Source organism: Coleofasciculus sp. G1-WW12-02 (assembly GCF_040219735.1).
In the GTDB taxonomy this organism is placed as follows: domain Bacteria; phylum Cyanobacteriota; class Cyanobacteriia; order Cyanobacteriales; family Coleofasciculaceae; genus Coleofasciculus.
The window spans coordinates 13,240-28,510 of record NZ_JAVJRX010000080.1 but is presented as its reverse complement, the minus strand read 5'-3'; the positions used below and the strand labels follow the sequence as shown (position 1 = coordinate 28,510).

Sequence of the window (15,271 nt, the reverse complement as noted above, 5' to 3'; positions counted from 1 at the left end):
TAGGTTGAGAAAAATGATTATTCAGAGGCTTGAAGGCGCAACACACTGTTCTGTGCAACTGGGGGTGAAGAAATGGGCTTAAATCCTTGTCTGGTAAGGTTTCTGCTATTCGCAATCACGCCTTTTGTGAGAAATGCGGGTCCACCCCTAGTGGTTAATAAGGCTGATTTTAGCTTATTTTCTTTAATTTTGTCAAAGTCTAGGTTTTCTGTCAGTTTTAATGCCTGTCTGGGTTTATCTGCCTTACGCCAATGACTGCTAGCATTGGGCAAATTCCATTTGTTGCCAGTGCGCTGATACTCTTGTTCGTAAAAATTGGCTTCAATTTTGTGGTAGGCGAGCGCAATTTTCCCAGATAACAGTGAAAGCCATTCATAAATTTTATTCTCCTGAAGCCAAGCCACATCCTTTGGTTCCAAACGTTCGGCTTTCTTTAACTTGTTCAGAATCGCATATAAAGGGCTAGAGGGAGATGTATCTTTATAGTCCGAAACATTATACTTGGACTTGAGAGTCGCGAAGTGTTTGGCTTGCGCGATCGCAATTATATTCTCCCGTCCATTATTTTTCAGCCAGTCTACCTCTGACTCCTCCAGTTTATCTCCTAATTCAATCTTGGACTTTAGCGTCGCTGCGTATTGCTCTTGAGCGATGGTAATTATATCAGTTAATTGACGCTTTTTTAGAAAATTAATATCCTGTTCACCTAGCGGATGTTCTGATTCAAGTTTTTTCAGGACTTTGTATAGGTGACTAGAGGGTGATGAATCTTCGTATTGGCTCGCTTTATACTTTGTTTTCAGTTCAGTAAAGTGCCGCTTCTCTTCCAACTCCCGAACAATATTAATAGTTTCAGTCGGTTCATGAGCCTCCAGCCAGTCTATTTGTGACTTACTTAACGGCTGATCTGCCTCAAGATTTTTTAGAATAAGATACAGCGGACTGGATACAGACGAATTTGGGTGTTTAGTCGCTTGGTACTTATCTTTGAGTTGAGCAAATTCAGATTCCATTACCGCTTCTTGTTCCTGGATAACTGTCAAAGTTTCAAATAGCTCATGTTCGTTGAGCCAGGTAATATCTGAATCACGTAACGGTGAGCCAAATTGCCTCTATCTCGGCTAGCTGAATTCCCAAGTCAGCTTTCCGAAGGATAAAATACAGCAGACTCGCGGGGGATGAGTCTTCATAGTCGGTGGCTTTGTACTTAGACTTAAGGGTAGCAAAGTGTTCTACCCGTGTTTGATCCTCGTCAGTCATATTGGGTCAATCCTTTCTCTTTCAGCCAATAGTCCTAAAAGTCTATTCCAATTCATATACCATAATATTATATATTTGTTTCAAATCAATAAAGGCGCAAGGATAATGCCCCTACAGTTATGCGAACCCTTAGCACTAGGAAATCACTACACTCCAAAATTCTCTGCGAACCTCTGCGCTACCCTCTGCGAACCTCTGCGTTAAAAAAATATATTCGTTCCCCTCCATAACCTTACATTTCCCCAACTAAGAACTAGCACTTTCTACTTTCAACGGATACTGCTTCAACACCTCCTTTAAATACATCCCCGTATAGGATTTTTCATTCTCCGCCACATCCTCCGGTGTCCCCACCGCAATCACTTCTCCTCCTTTATCCCCACCTTCAGGACCCAAATCAATCACCCAATCGCTACAACGAATCACATCTAAATTATGCTCAATCACCAAAACCGAATTACCCTTATCCACCAATCGCTGCAACACATTTAATAAATGATGCACATCATAAAACGATAACCCCGTTGTTGGTTCATCAATTAAATACAACGTCTTTCCTGTCGCTCGTCGCGATAACTCTGTCGCCAATTTCACCCGCTGCGCTTCTCCCCCGGATAAGGTAGGTGCAGGTTGTCCTAAATGTACATATCCTAATCCCACATCCACGAGAGTTTGCAGACGATTCACCCCACGGGGGATATTCTTAAATACCTCTAACGCCTCCTCCACTGTCATATTTAAAACATCAGCAATCGAATATCCCTTATATTTCACCTGCAAGGTTTCTCGGTTATATCTTGCGCCTTTACATACCTCACATTGCACATAAACATCGGGGAGGAAATTCATTTCAATCACATTAACTCCCTGTCCGCCACAGGCTTCGCAGCGTCCCCCTTTAACGTTAAAAGAAAACCGTCCGGCTTTATACCCTCTAGCTTTGGCTTCAATAGTTTCCGCAAAGAGTCCGCGAATCACATCAAATACCCCGGTATAGGTGGCGGGATTAGAACGGGGGGTTCTACCAATTGGAGATTGATCAATTACAATTGCTTTATCTACCCCATTCAATCCCTTAACCTTATCTAACTCTTTGGGAAACGGTACATTGCGACTCAGGTGATTTTGTAACGCCGGATAAAGGAGTTCGTTGACCAAGGTGGATTTACCCGAACCGGAAACTCCTGTAATGCAAACCAACTTACCCAAAGGAATCTCCACATCGATATGTTTAAGATTATTTCGGTGGGCATTTTTGATCACCAGCGATCGCGCGTTACCTTTGCGCCGTTCTCCTGGTGTTTCAATTCTCTGGCGTCCCGATAAATAGGCTCCCGTTAACGAGGTTTCACTATTGAGTAATTCGGTGAAATTTCCCTGAACCACAATGTCGCCACCATGAATTCCCGCTTTTGGACCAATATCAATAATCCAATCAGCCGTGCGAATGGTTTCTTCATCATGTTCCACTACAATTAAGGTATTACCCAAATCCCGCAATTTCTGCAAAGTTGCTAATAATCGCCCATTATCCCGTTGATGTAACCCAATACTCGGTTCATCTAACACATATAAAACCCCCGTCAATCCCGCGCCAATCTGAGTCGCTAGCCGAATTCGTTGGGCTTCTCCCCCAGAAAGGGTCATCGCCGCCCGATCTAGTGTGAGATAATCTAAGCCAACATCTAAGAGAAATTGCAATCGAGCTTTAATTTCTTTAAGGGCGAGTTCGCCTATTTTTGCCTGACGGGATGAGAGTTGGAATTGGTCAATCCGTTGGCGACTTTCCTCGATGGAAACTTCAATTAAATCAGTAATCCGATACTGTCCCAGCCTTACCGCGAGGGCTTCTGGCTTCAACCGTTTCCCTTTACAGACTTCACAGGGTTGATCGACTAAATATTGATCTAATTTCTGCTTATAAGTATCGGAACTGGTTTCGTCATATTGCTTTTGCAGGATCGGAAGTACCCCCCGATAACGGCGGTAATCGTTAAATTCTTCGATCCAAATCGGATTATCCGCCCCGTAGAGAATCACCTGTTTCTGTTCGGGTGTTAGTTTCTGCCACGGCGTTCCCAGTTCAAAACCATAAGCTTGTCCGATATTGTAAAGCAGGGATAGATAATAGGAATTATCTCGATCCGACCAAGGCGCGATCGCACAGTATATGGGTTGACTGGGTTCGGGGATAACGAGTTCGGGGGAAAAGGTGCGTAAATTGCCTAATCCGTGACAGTGAGGACAAGCGCCATAGGGGGAGTTAAAGGAAAAGAGTCTAGGGGATAATTCCTCCATGACAGCGCCATGTTCGGGACAAGCAAAGTTTTCTGAAAAGACGATTTCTTGGGGGATTTCTTGTTCAGAAGAGGTTGCATTTTCTTCGTCAGTACGTATATAATTTGAGTCTGGTCGGACTCCGGCTGACTCTGCCGATGTATCATTTAATACCTGGATCACCGCAATTCCACTGCTAAGCTTGAGACAAGTTGCGAGGGAGTCGGTTAAACGTTCCTGTAGTCCAGGCTTTTTGATTAAGCGGTCAATCAGCACTTCAATGGTGTGGGTATAATTTTTATCCAACTCAATTGGATCAGAAAGATTTTGGATCACGCCATCGACGCGGACGCGAACAAATCCTTCGGCGGCTAAACTGGAGAGTAGCTTCTTGTGTGTGCCTTTTTTACCCCGGACGACAGGGGCGAGGATATGGAACTTGGTGCGATCGGGGAGTTCCAGAACGCGATCGCACATTTGGTCAATGGTTTGAGGGGCGATGTTGCGATCGCAGATCGGACAATGGGGTTCTCCGGCTCGACCAAATAATAGGCGCAGGTAATCGTAAATCTCGGTAACAGTACCCACGGTGGAACGGGGATTATTGGAGGTGGATTTTTGGTCAATGGAGATAGCAGGGCTTAAGCCTTCAATGGCGTCTACATCGGGTTTATCCAGTTGTCCCAGGAATTGACGGGCATAAGCGCTGAGGGATTCGACGTAGCGGCGTTGTCCTTCAGCGAAGATGGTATCGAAGGCGAGAGAGGATTTGCCGGAACCAGAGACGCCTGTGAAGACGATTAAGCGATCGCGCGGGAGATCGAGGTTAATGTTTTTTAGGTTATGTTGTCTGGCTCCCCGGATGCGGATGGTGTTGCTGGGGGGTTGGTTTCCGTTTAGGGATGGGGTAGGGTTGGAGGCAATCTTGGTCAGATCAGACATGAGGGTAATGGCGGGTAATTGTCCTTGATGATCTTAGCGTTGCCTCTGCCATTGGTTGTGAGGGGGCGTTGTTCTTGCTGTTTACGGTATGTGGTGTCTCTGTAGGGGCGGGTTTTACTACTATCTTTTCGGTTGCACAAGGGATGTGAATGAACCCGCCCAGACTTTTGTTGGTTTCTAGATTTCTCTTGAAAAGTTGGGTTGTTTTTGGGGGTTTATTCCTGCTAGTAATATGTTTTTTTAACGCAGAGGGGCGCAGAGGTTTACGCAGAGGGACGCAGAGGTTTTTGAGGCGATAGTATATGAGATGATAATTTATAGTTGAGGTCAAGTTATGAGTTATAGAAACATTATCACCATCGAACCCGGTAAGCGTGGCGGGAAGCCTTGTATTAGACGAATGCGGATTACTGTGTATGATGTGTTGGGCTGGTTGGCGGCGGGGATGTCCCATGCAGAAATTTTAGATGATTTCCCGGAGTTGACAGAAGAAGATATCCGAGCGTGTTTGGCATTTGCGGCTGATCGAGAACGTCGTATTATTGCTGTGGTAGGTGAGACTTGAAGCTATTGTTTGACCAAAATCTAAGCCGTAAACTGGTGACTCGGCTTGCAGATATTTTCCCAGATTCTAGTCATGTTCAATTTGAGGGTATGACTGAAGCCGATGACAGTGATATTTGGGAATTTGCCAAAGTTCAAGAGTTTTGTATTGTGACACAAGATGCTGATTTTGCTGAGCTTAGCCGTCTTTATGGTTCACCGCCGAAAGTGCTTTGGAAGTCAAAATCAGGAATTCATGGAATTTTTAGTACGCCGTTCGGGTTCAACTAAACGATTATCGCTGTTAGAAACCCGTAAACGGCTAGGTATTTGATGGGTGTCCCTACATATCCAACTGTAACAAGTCCGCTAGAAATCCCTGTGTGAGGGCAGAAACCAAGTGGATCATGCTCACTCATCCAGCTTGCTGCTTGAACCGCTTCTTTAAAAGGGTCTTCAGAACCAAATTCTTTCGAGAAAACAATCATGATTTCATCGCCTATATATTTATCAACGATTCCATGAGTCTCTCGAAGTGCTTCAGCAGTAATCCAAGCAAAAAAGTTATTAACAAAAATCAGTATTTCTGTTGAAGACAACTCCAGAGTTCTTGCTGAAAAATATGAAATGTCAGAGTATAAAATAGTTGCTTCTATTTCCCTCCCTTTTACAGGAAAGCTAGCTCCCCAACCATCATTTAGCGTACCGTCTACTGTGAGAGGATTAGATATAAGATAATCTTCGAGAGAGTTATAGCGATACTGAACCATCTGATAATTTTCCTTAAGATGTATTGACTGTATTAATTAACGATTCCTACTAATTCTCAATTTCTAAAGATTAAATTATTATCAATTTAAAATAAAAAACTAATTAACAAGAAAATAAAAATGGCAATAATTGAAAATATCAACAACCATAAACAAATCCTAAATAACATGAATTTTGTTGATGCAATTTCTGAGTTTATAGTTATTTGGTTCGCTATATCTAAATCTTCTTTTCGATATGGTGTCTGTACCTGGTTTTGAAAATATAATCTATTCATAGAATCTAATAGATCGTTGGGATCATATTTTTTAAGGTCATTGAAAAAATAAAAATTATCAGTGTCTTTTCGCTTATATTTAGATTGTCTTTTCGGTTTCGTTCTCAACCAAATAAAATGTTCAATATCAGTTTTAGGAAGAAATGACAAAGAAGAAATTAGTGAACTAATACATAGTAATGATATGGAGATAATCAAGCCTATTTGCAGTGATTTATCTATATTTGTAGCTGCACTAAGATAGGTGGTCATAGCAGTAATTCCAGCCCCACAAAAAGCCAAAAGAACTGCATTCTTTGCCTCGGCAAATTTGAGCCAATCATTTACTGTTTGGAGAATAGAAAATAGTTTCTCTGTAATATCCATATACAATAACACTGAAAGTAAAATTTAATTTATTTTGTCTAGCTCTAATAATCTTTTACAAAACAATTTACCATGTTTTTTACACCAATTACTGCCGAGACTATAAGCGGTATCGAAATCAAATCTGCTGTCATTAGATACATTTTCTTTTTGCCAAAGCGGTTTTGTTTCACCGTTGGGACAACCACAAGAATATATAGCCTTTTCGTCTTTAAGATTACGGAAAAATCTGTCCGATACCCAAAGTGTATTATCAGTAGATAAACTGGCTAGTTTTGCTGCCATATTTATAGGTTTGCCAGCCCAGACCTCATTTTGTCTGTCTGTCCTGTTCTGAGATCTTTTTAAGCCAAATCTGCGAACCAAAACAGTTTTCTGATCAATTCCAAAATGACCACCAACATCTTTATCAGTAAGTTTTTTTACCTGTGGCGTAAAATGATCATAAACGAATGTCTTAAATGAAACACTTGCAGCGAGAGCTACATAGGGTTGATTTTGATTGAATAGGCTAAAAACTCCGTCTCCTTTTATATCAATGTATGCAGCTCCAAAGTCATGAAAAATTCTGATAGCTGTTTCTGTAAAAAGCCGATACGCTTTTGCTGTTGTCTTATCATGCAAACCAGCGCTGAGTTTCGTAGAGCCTTCCATATCGACAAAACAACAAATTACATCTGGAATCTTTAACCAATGAGTAGGCTTCTGAATTGGTATTTGAGGTGTATCTGGAATTTGATTCCGCTTTGTAATAGATACTGATTGATTAAAATTACTTAGCTCTGTCTTAATTATTTCCTCTATGGCAGGTAGTAGTCTGCCTTCTGTCGCAGAATCATCTTTAAATAGAGAATTTTTCTCATCATTCAATATGCTCATATATCATTCAAAGCGATCGCCAGGACGGTCGAGGTTGATATTTGTCAGTTTGTGTTGTCCGGCACTCCGGATACTGATGTTTGGCTGATGGATGATATTATAACTAGAAACTATCTTCGTTGCCCAATCCCAGTCTACGTCGCATTTCTGTGCTAGAAATTCCTCCCTCAGCGCGACGACGTTCCCGTAAACGCTCAATTAATTCAATAAATTGAGGATTGGTACTCAGTGAAATCGTCTCCATATCGACATTTTCTAATGTAATTCTCGGTAATTTCTTCATCACTCAACTTATTTGTACTTTTGGCAATTCCTCGCAACCGAGACAAGTTACCCTTTTTCACCACGGAACGAGTTTCCCATTGTAGAGACTCCAGCAGAGTTTGCACTAATTTCCAGCGATCGCCAATCGGTAATTGTAAAGCTTGCTTTTGTAATTCTGGCAACGTCATTAGGATTCTCCTCCTTAAAGTCATCTCTCCTCCATGTTAAATCATACAACCCAGGCTGAACTGAAGACTCCCGTAGGGATGCGATCGCGGCGGCGTTCTTGTACTATTCTATTGATTGTATTTCGCGATCGCAGACTGGTATTGACCATGCCGATAATTTATCATCTGCAATAAAACATTCTAGTCCCAGCCAAGAATTTAGCTAGTGTCTAATGTATTCTCAATATAAATAATTGGTGTTTTCCTCTGGAGAAAACCAGCTATAATTGCTTTATTTAGATGGATGGGTTTCAGAATTGAATTGGAGTTAGCTAAAATAGCGATCGCATCCCTTATCCTCTAAATTTTTCTCCGATGGCAGATGTAAATGGTACTTGGCTAGGAACCTATTGGCAGTGGGACGTTCCCACGAGATTTGAGGCAACACTGCTACACAGTGGCAATACTGTGACGGGTAATATCTTAGATGACAGCTACTTGGGCGAAGCCTCACTAACTGGGGAAGTTGTTGGACGCCGAATTAGCTTTATTAAGCGTTATCTCGCGAGTTCTAACTATCCCATTAGTTACACGGGTACAATCTCGGAATCGGAAGACTTTATGCATGGACAGTGGAGTATCGGTGGCGTTGATTCCGGTTCCTGGGAAGCCCGTCGCAGTGGTGAAAATCTTACCGTGGATTTACAAAAAGCCCAAGCTAACCGAGTACCCGCTTTAACAGGTGTATGAGCGGAAAAGTATTTGATTACCGCTTAGAGATAGGAGAAATGGAGGGATTTTAGCCGTTAGTGATATCTGCTAAACTATACTCCCCATAAGATTGATACAAAGACTTAATGATTACCTAGATAGGAAAATAAGTACTATATCATATATATACCTTAAATAAATGAGATTAAAATGATTAAAAAAATCCTCAGCTTTAGCGCCTTAATTCTCTTAGGATTAATAGTAACATTACTCATTTCTCTCCCTGCCATTTCCCAACCAGGCGATACAACCTTGCGTGCTTTAGCCCAAGAACAAAACATCTACATAGGCGCAGCCGTATCGATAAAAGCCCTTGGCGACGATTCCACCTATCAGGAGGTATTGGCGCGGGAGTTCAACATGGTTACGCCTGAGAATGTGATGAAATTTAAGCCTATTCATCCAGAACGCGATCGCTACGATTTTACCGCTGCTGATGAAATCGTTACCTTTGCCAAAGCCAATCAGATGCAAATACGCGGTCATACCTTGGTTTGGCATCGACAGCTACCCGACTGGTTAACTGAAACCGAGTGGACACGGGAGGAGTTGATAGAGATTTTGCGGCGGCATATCTTTACCGTAGTCAGTCGCTACCGAGGTGAAATTTCTGCCTGGGATGTTGTCAATGAAGCCGTTGGCGGTAAAGATTCTCTCAGAAAAACAATTTGGCAACAAGGAATTGGATCTGACTACATCGAGTTGGCGTTTCGCTGGGCTCATGAAGCTGACCCCCAAGCACTCTTATTTTATAATGATTATGGCGGAGAAGGATTAGGCGAAAAATCTGATGCTATTTACGCCTTAGTTAAGGATTTGCTAGAGAAAGATGTCCCCATTCATGGCGTCGGTTTGCAGATGCACAAAAGTATCAAAAATCCGCCTAAACCAGAAGATGTAACCGCCAATATCAAGCGGTTGGAGGAGTTGGGATTAGAGGTACATATTACTGAAATGGATGTACAAATCCACAACGGTACAGGAACTGAGGAAGAAAGATTGGTCAAACAGGCAACGGTTTATCAGAATATGCTAGGCGTCTGTCTAAATGCGCCCAACTGTACAGCATTTGTCACCTGGGGATTTACCGATAAATTTACCTGGATTCCTGGCTTTGTCGGTCAGCCAGACTTGCCCTTAATTTTTGATAAATCCTATCGTCCAAAACCAGCTTATCAGGCTTTAGTCGAAGTTTTCAGAACCGCCAATAATTAATCGGGTTGGAAAATGATGCCTTAAGTAAGTAATTAGTCAATGATAGGGGCGGGTTTAGGAACTAAAGTCAGCTATTGCTGAAATCAATGAACAACAAAACCCGCCCTTATCCCGAAATCAGGTAGAGACGTGAAATGATACCATCAAGCGTCGTCTAATGCGGCAATACCGGGAAGCTCCTTACCTTCAAGTAATTCCAGACTCGCCCCACCACCTGTGGAGATATGACTCATTTGATCAGCCACACCAACTTTTTCCACAGCCGCAACCGAGTCACCACCACCGATAATCGTGGTTGTGCCTTTCTTGGTCAGATCGGCTAGAGTCCGCGCGATCGCTTCAGTACCAGCGGCAAACTTATCAAACTCAAATACCCCCATGGGTCCATTCCAGATCACCGACTTACAATCGCCTAATGCGTCTTGGAAGAATTTCACCGAATCAGGACCAATATCTAGCCCCATCCATCCATCAGGAATCGATTCAATGCTTACGGTTTGGGAATTGGCGTCAGCGGCAAAGTTATCGGCAATCACGATATCTGTGGGTAAGAGTAAGTCAACACCTTTTTCCTTTGCCTTCGCTTCCAAGGACTTTGCCAACTCCAGCTTATCCTCTTCCACCAATGACTTGCCGACACTCAAGCCACGGGCTTTATAGAAGGTGAAAATCATACCACCACCAATCAGCAGTTTATCCACCTTATCCAGTAAGGTTTCAATTACGCCAATCTTACTCGACACCTTAGAGCCACCAATAATCGCGGCTAAAGGCTTCTGTGGATTTTCAATCGCATTTTGCAGATACTGGAGTTCTTTCTCAATTAAGTATCCCGCCACAGAGGGCTTCAGGTGATGGGTGACGCCTTCTGTCGAAGCATGGGCGCGGTGTGCCGTACCAAAGGCATCATTGACATAAACATCGGCTAGGGCGGCTAACTTTTTGGTAAACTCCGGATCATTCTTTTCTTCCCCTGGGTGGAAGCGGAGATTTTCCAGTAACGCCACCTGACCATTATCCAGGCTGTCAATCTGAGACTTAACCGCATCGCCAATACAGTCATCGCACTTGATCACCGTTTGACCCAGTAATTCGGAAAGACGATTTGCCACGGGTGTTAGGCGCAGGCTGTCCTTCACTTGTCCTTTAGGACGCCCTAAGTGGCTACACAGAACCACCTTGGCACCCTTTTTGATTAAATCCTGGATCGTCGGTAACGCCGCCCGGATGCGGGTATCATCGGTGATCGTGCCATTCTCATCCAGTGGCACATTCAGGTCGGCTCGCACCAATACCCGTTTTCCAGCTAAATCGGACTCACTTAAATTTGCTACAGTTTTTTTGGACACAGTAATACTCTCCTCTAATTGCCTGTATCTGATGCTTTGCGCTCTGATCGCGTGCCAGTGGTTGTATGCTTAATGATTACCCCCAGATGTACATCTATAGAGCAATCAACTCAATCATTAGGGTCAAGAGTATTTATTCTCTTTTCCCGTCCACATTTTACCGGAGTCCGTGTCTCTCAAGGTGATTACAATGTTTAAGACTGTCTTATTTCCCCTTGACCAAAGCCGAGAAGCCCGTGAAGCAGCGGAAGTTGTCGTCAATATCGTCCAAAAGTATGAAAGCAACTTAGTTCTGCTCTCGGTGGTCGAAAAACCCAACCCGGATGACCCATCGCCAAGTCCGGACATCATGTCCCCGGAGATGGTTGCCGAACTACTCAAAGGCGCTCAAGCGATGTTTAATGAGTATGGGATTAAGTCGAAAACTCTGAGTCGCGAAGGCTCACCCCCGTTTACTATCTGTGATGTCGCCGACGAAATTAATGCCGATCTGATTATTATGGGCTGTCGCGGATTGGGATTAACCGAGGATGGTGCTTCCGAAAGCGTCACCAATCGCGTGATTAATCTGTCACCCTGTCCCGTGCTAGTTGTGCCGTAATTATGACCAATCACCTATGACGACCATTCAATGGTATCCCGGACATATTGCTAAAGCCGAACGGCAACTCAAGGAACAGCTCAAACGAGTGGATGTCGTGCTCGAAGTCCGGGATGGGCGGATTCCTCTTGCCACTCATCATCCACAAACCGCTGAGTGGGTGGGGAATAAAAGCCGAGTTTTAGTGATCAACCGCATGGATCTGATTACGCCGAAGATGCAGCAGTTGTGGACATCCTGGTTTCAAGAGCAAGGGGAAACGCCTTACTGGACAAATGCCCAGCAGGGACAAGGGATGCGGGAGGTCGCTCAAGCCGCGCAGCAAGCTGGAGTACAGATGAATCAGCGGCGCCAAAATCGTGGTCTGCAGCCCCGTCCTGTTCGCGCTGTGGTGATTGGTTTTCCTAATGTGGGTAAATCGGCTCTGATTAATCGACTTTTGGGGCGGCGTGTGGTGGACAGCGCCCGCCGTCCCGGTGTCACTCGTCAACTGCGTTGGGTGCGGATTAGCGATCAGATTGAATTGTTGGATGCACCTGGTGTTATCCCCGCCAAGCTGCACAATCAAGAGAATGCTCTAAAGTTAGCCATCTGTGATGACATTGGTGAGGCGTCTTACGACAATCAGCGGGTTGCTTCGGCTTTTGTGGATTTGCTCAAACAATTGTCGGATATGGCTACAGGCGATCGCACACCCGCTTCTTCCTTAGAAGAGCGTTATCATGTAGATACAACTGGGATCACCGGTGAATCCTACTTACAGGTATTGGCACAGACGCGCTACCAAGGCGACGGGGAGCGTGCTGCGCGACAGCTATTGAATGATTTTCGCAAAGGATTACTCGGCGCGATCGCACTGGAATTGCCACCATCGTAGAGATGCGCCATGGCGCGTCTGTTAATAACTGTGTTGTTTTATTAAAGGGGTGGGGGGTAAGACCCCTCATCTACTAAACTAATATATAGTAAATGCACCCTAGACAAGCGCCCAGGGCGGGCGTTTTTCGTTGTCGGTTGGCGAGGTTGAGCCAAAAATTGTGACGAATCATTACGCTAATCTACGTAAAGATTTAAGACATATTGCTGAGGCAACTTAATAGACGGAGGAAAGAAAATTGAACAAGAGCACCGAAACCCATTCTCAGGACTTACGCACAACCTCGAACAGAGGGTTAACGATTAAAACAGGATATCGGTAGCTGATCAGCGTAAGTCCTGTTTTTTTGTTAAAACATGTTTGAGTCTGCCCGATCAGACCCTTTCAGGGTGTACGATCTAAACCCACTAGGAGTTTGCTCAACTCTGATTTAGGTGTCATACTGTAATACCACAGATGCTGAGAACGGTTATAGTTGAAGCAATGGGCAACCCCCTTTCGCTCAACCACCCTGAATAAAAATAAAAAGCGGTTTTGGAAATTCCAGGAGTTTAACCCGCAACATTTGTACAATCAGCTAACGCGCAGATTTCTTGGCAAAACAGCACAGATCCAGCGTTCTGTCCTTGTACAACGGTAAACTCGACAATTTAAATCGACTAAAAAATGGTCAGTAAAATAGCGACGTTTAGACTTCCAGAACAACTGAGTCATGAAATTCGATCTCGGGCTGAGGCATCAGGTCGGGATCGGACGGCTGTTGTGATTGAGGCACTCAAGCAGGCATTTGGTTTCCCGCTTGATGAATCGCACTCAACCACGGTTGATGAACTTCAGGAACAACTCAATACATTAGACAAAAAATACAAGCAGTTAAAAGAACAGCTTAATCAACTCACCCAAGAAACTCAGGTAGCCAATCAAAGTCTAGAGGCAATTCCGAGGACGTTGGTGACAGGAACGACGAATCATCATCAAATTGGGGATACCGATCAAGCCTGGACACCTCCTAATCAAGTAACCCAACTCGACCTGAATTATCCGATCATTGCCCCAGATCAGGATGACTCAGAACTGCGAGAACTGGCGACGAGGATTCAGCAACAAGCGCGAATCTTTGACCAAGTTCTCTCGGCGTCTCCTGACCCCATCTGTGTACTGGATCGCATGGGACGATTTACCTACGTGAATCTAGCGATCGCGCAACTGTTTGGCTTGTCCCAAGCCGAAATTTTGGGCAAAACGGTGCCGCAGTTAAACCTACCTCCCGAAGGACTCGAACTGTTTAATAACCAACGGGAAGTCGTCTTTGCCACTCGACTCCCTTTGACTGATGAAATCAGTTACCCAACCCTTGGGGGTGTGCGTCATTACGAGTACATCCTAAGTCCGATTCTGGGTAGCCACAATAGTGTGGAAGCGGTAATATGTACCGCCAGAGACATTACCGAACGCAAACGAGTTGAAGAATCGCTGCGGGAATCGGAAGCGAATTATCGACACTTATTTGAATACGCCAACGATTCCATTTTTATTATTGACCTATCCACCAGTCGCATTTTAGATGCCAATCAGAATGCCTCAAGACGACTGGGGTATACCCGCAAAGAACTGCTGAATTTGAAGACTCACGATATTGATGTGCCGATTGGTGAGGATCGGCAACGGACAATCGGTCAGCGGATGCAAGCAACGGGTAGTATTATCTTTGAACATGCCCTGCGGCGTAAAGATGGCTCCCATGTACAGGTGGAAATTAGTTCTCGGGTAATTGAGTACCGCGATCGCTTAGTGTCACTCAGTTTTGTTCGCGATATTACCAAACGCAAACAAGCCGAGGAACGCCTGCGGTTATTAGAGTCGGCGGTATTTAATGCTAATGACGCGATCGTCATTACAGAAGCCGAACCCATTGACAAACCAGGTCCTCGGATCGTTTATGTCAACCAGGGCTTTACTCGGATGACAGGATACACCTCTGAGGAAGTCATTGGCAAGACACCGCGATTCTTACAAGGTCCCAAAACCGATCGCATCCAAGCTGATAAAATTCGTGATACCCTATGCCGATGGGAACCCGTGCGGGCGGAGTTGATCAACTATCGCAAAGATGGTTCCGAGTTTTGGGTAGAACTCAATATTGTCCCCGTGGTTGATGAGAACGGGGAATATACCCATTGGATGGCGATAGAGCGGGATATTAGCCAGCGCAAGCAGGTAGAAACCGCCTCAGCCAAACGGGAAAAGGAACGAACCACTCAACTGTCTCAAGCGAATGCCTTGCTACAAGAGCAATTGGCAAAACAGGAGCAAATGGTTGCCGATCTTCACACCCGTGAGGAACGCCAAGCCATAGCCCTTAAAGCAGGTAACGTGGGGATTTGGGATTGGAATCTGGAGAGTGATGAGTTCTATATAGCGCCTAATTTGAAAACCCTACTGCGCTATGAGGATAACGAGATTGCGAATAGTAAAGCCGCTTGGTTAGACCTGATTCATCCCAATGATCGCCAACAAGTCCACAATGAAATCAATGCTCATCTAGAAGGTTCAACGACCAACTATGGCATGGAACACCGGATATTGCAAAAAGATGGCACTATTCGCTGGTTTCTTTCCCATGGCTTAGCGGTGCGAGATGATCAGGATAAGCCTTATCGTCTGATTGGTTGTAGCGTTGATATCACTGAATATAAACAGCTGGAAGATTAA

17 protein-coding genes are annotated in these 15,271 nt (G+C 44.2%); 8 read left to right on the top strand and 9 right to left on the bottom strand.

From position 1 onward, the window contains the following. Positions 1–17: 17 nt before the first annotated feature. From RID09_RS13915 to uvrA, 3 genes are all read right to left on the bottom strand, one after another. Positions 18–1,043, bottom strand: a complete 1,026-nt coding sequence (locus tag RID09_RS13915) for a hypothetical protein (protein ID WP_446336525.1) — start codon at positions 1,041–1,043, stop codon at positions 18–20. Positions 1,044–1,086: 43 nt separating this feature from the next. Further along, the gene (locus RID09_RS13910; protein WP_446336524.1) at positions 1,087–1,260 is read right to left on the bottom strand and encodes a hypothetical protein; all 174 of its coding nucleotides are present in this window, start codon (positions 1,258–1,260) and stop codon (positions 1,087–1,089) included. 246 nt (positions 1,261–1,506) lie between these two features. Continuing rightward, a complete protein-coding gene (gene uvrA, locus RID09_RS13905; RefSeq protein WP_446336523.1) occupies positions 1,507–4,479 on the bottom strand; it encodes an excinuclease ABC subunit UvrA in 2,973 nt (990 codons plus the stop codon). Between the two features lie 334 nt (positions 4,480–4,813). On the opposite strand from uvrA, the gene RID09_RS13900 reads away from it, so the two are divergent. Both RID09_RS13900 and RID09_RS13895 read left to right on the top strand, forming a co-directional pair. Further along, positions 4,814–5,044 (top strand): DUF433 domain-containing protein, encoded by a 231-nt coding sequence (locus tag RID09_RS13900; RefSeq protein ID WP_446336522.1) that lies wholly within the window; start codon positions 4,814–4,816, stop codon positions 5,042–5,044. After that, positions 5,041–5,313: a DUF5615 family PIN-like protein gene (locus RID09_RS13895; RefSeq protein WP_446336521.1), complete on the top strand. Its 273-nt coding sequence runs from the start codon at positions 5,041–5,043 to the stop codon at positions 5,311–5,313. Before RID09_RS13900 ends, RID09_RS13895 begins: the two co-directional genes overlap by 4 nt. Here the strand turns inward: RID09_RS13895 and RID09_RS13890 are convergent. The 5 genes from RID09_RS13890 to RID09_RS13870 all read right to left on the bottom strand — a co-directional run bounded on the left by RID09_RS13890 (position 5,310) and on the right by RID09_RS13870 (position 7,767). Then, entirely contained in the window at positions 5,310–5,792 is a 483-nt protein-coding gene (locus RID09_RS13890) for an adenylate/guanylate cyclase domain-containing protein (protein ID WP_446336520.1), read from the bottom strand. The two genes, RID09_RS13895 and RID09_RS13890, sit on opposite strands and share 4 nt — an antisense overlap. A gap of 86 nt (positions 5,793–5,878) precedes the next feature. Then, complete coding sequence (locus RID09_RS13885) at positions 5,879–6,436, bottom strand: Pycsar system effector family protein (RefSeq protein ID WP_446336519.1); 558 nt, start codon at positions 6,434–6,436, stop codon at positions 5,879–5,881. A gap of 24 nt (positions 6,437–6,460) precedes the next feature. Further along, positions 6,461–7,315 carry a hypothetical protein gene (locus tag RID09_RS13880; protein WP_446336518.1) on the bottom strand — a complete coding sequence of 285 codons (855 nt, stop codon included), beginning with the start codon at positions 7,313–7,315 and terminating at the stop codon, positions 6,461–6,463. Positions 7,316–7,318: 3 nt separating this feature from the next. Continuing rightward, the gene (locus tag RID09_RS13875) at positions 7,319–7,513 is read right to left on the bottom strand and encodes a hypothetical protein (protein ID WP_446336517.1); all 195 of its coding nucleotides are present in this window, start codon (positions 7,511–7,513) and stop codon (positions 7,319–7,321) included. 5 nt (positions 7,514–7,518) lie between these two features. Continuing rightward, positions 7,519–7,767 (bottom strand): hypothetical protein, encoded by a 249-nt coding sequence (locus RID09_RS13870; protein ID WP_446336516.1) that lies wholly within the window; start codon positions 7,765–7,767, stop codon positions 7,519–7,521. Positions 7,768–7,800: 33 nt separating this feature from the next. Here RID09_RS13870 and RID09_RS13865 point away from each other — a divergent pair, with 33 nt between their 5' ends. From RID09_RS13865 to RID09_RS13855, 3 genes are all read left to right on the top strand, one after another. Then, positions 7,801–7,941 carry a hypothetical protein gene (locus RID09_RS13865; protein WP_446336515.1) on the top strand — a complete coding sequence of 47 codons (141 nt, stop codon included), beginning with the start codon at positions 7,801–7,803 and terminating at the stop codon, positions 7,939–7,941. A gap of 180 nt (positions 7,942–8,121) precedes the next feature. Further along, positions 8,122–8,496, top strand: a complete 375-nt coding sequence (locus RID09_RS13860) for a hypothetical protein (RefSeq protein WP_446336514.1) — start codon at positions 8,122–8,124, stop codon at positions 8,494–8,496. A gap of 171 nt (positions 8,497–8,667) precedes the next feature. Then, on the top strand, positions 8,668–9,732 hold the full coding sequence (locus tag RID09_RS13855; RefSeq protein WP_446336513.1) for an endo-1,4-beta-xylanase: 1,065 nt from the start codon (positions 8,668–8,670) through the stop codon (positions 9,730–9,732). Positions 9,733–9,875: 143 nt separating this feature from the next. Here the strand turns inward: RID09_RS13855 and RID09_RS13850 are convergent, their stop codons facing one another. Beyond that, positions 9,876–11,081 (bottom strand): phosphoglycerate kinase, encoded by a 1,206-nt coding sequence (locus RID09_RS13850; RefSeq protein ID WP_446336512.1) that lies wholly within the window; start codon positions 11,079–11,081, stop codon positions 9,876–9,878. 190 nt (positions 11,082–11,271) lie between these two features. On the opposite strand from RID09_RS13850, the gene RID09_RS13845 reads away from it, so the two are divergent. From RID09_RS13845 to RID09_RS13835, 3 genes are all read left to right on the top strand, one after another. Next, positions 11,272–11,682: a universal stress protein gene (locus RID09_RS13845; RefSeq protein ID WP_446336511.1), complete on the top strand. Its 411-nt coding sequence runs from the start codon at positions 11,272–11,274 to the stop codon at positions 11,680–11,682. 16 nt (positions 11,683–11,698) lie between these two features. Next, a complete protein-coding gene (ylqF, locus tag RID09_RS13840; protein WP_446336510.1) occupies positions 11,699–12,559 on the top strand; it encodes a ribosome biogenesis GTPase YlqF in 861 nt (286 codons plus the stop codon). A gap of 666 nt (positions 12,560–13,225) precedes the next feature. Beyond that, the gene (locus RID09_RS13835; RefSeq protein ID WP_446336509.1) at positions 13,226–15,271 is read left to right on the top strand and encodes a PAS domain-containing protein; all 2,046 of its coding nucleotides are present in this window, start codon (positions 13,226–13,228) and stop codon (positions 15,269–15,271) included.

Bases quoted from the DNA above. Each gene is read 5' to 3' on its own strand.
- RID09_RS13910 (WP_446336524.1), bottom strand. From the start codon at position 1,260: ATGACTGACGAGGATCAAACACGGGTAGAACACTTTGCTACCCTTAAG.
- uvrA (WP_446336523.1), bottom strand. From the start codon at position 4,479: ATGTCTGATCTGACCAAGATTGCCTCCAACCCTACCCCATCCCTAAAC.
- RID09_RS13900 (WP_446336522.1), top strand. From the start codon at position 4,814: ATGAGTTATAGAAACATTATCACCATCGAACCCGGTAAGCGTGGCGGG.
- RID09_RS13890 (WP_446336520.1), bottom strand. From the start codon at position 5,792: ATGGTTCAGTATCGCTATAACTCTCTCGAAGATTATCTTATATCTAAT.
- RID09_RS13885 (WP_446336519.1), bottom strand. From the start codon at position 6,436: ATGGATATTACAGAGAAACTATTTTCTATTCTCCAAACAGTAAATGAT.
- RID09_RS13880 (WP_446336518.1), bottom strand. From the start codon at position 7,315: ATGAGCATATTGAATGATGAGAAAAATTCTCTATTTAAAGATGATTCT.
- RID09_RS13870 (WP_446336516.1), bottom strand. From the start codon at position 7,767: ATGACGTTGCCAGAATTACAAAAGCAAGCTTTACAATTACCGATTGGC.
- RID09_RS13865 (WP_446336515.1), top strand. From the start codon at position 7,801: ATGTTAAATCATACAACCCAGGCTGAACTGAAGACTCCCGTAGGGATG.
- RID09_RS13860 (WP_446336514.1), top strand. From the start codon at position 8,122: ATGGCAGATGTAAATGGTACTTGGCTAGGAACCTATTGGCAGTGGGAC.
- RID09_RS13855 (WP_446336513.1), top strand. From the start codon at position 8,668: ATGATTAAAAAAATCCTCAGCTTTAGCGCCTTAATTCTCTTAGGATTA.
- RID09_RS13845 (WP_446336511.1), top strand. From the start codon at position 11,272: ATGTTTAAGACTGTCTTATTTCCCCTTGACCAAAGCCGAGAAGCCCGT.
- ylqF (WP_446336510.1), top strand. From the start codon at position 11,699: ATGACGACCATTCAATGGTATCCCGGACATATTGCTAAAGCCGAACGG.
- RID09_RS13835 (WP_446336509.1), top strand. From the start codon at position 13,226: ATGGTCAGTAAAATAGCGACGTTTAGACTTCCAGAACAACTGAGTCAT.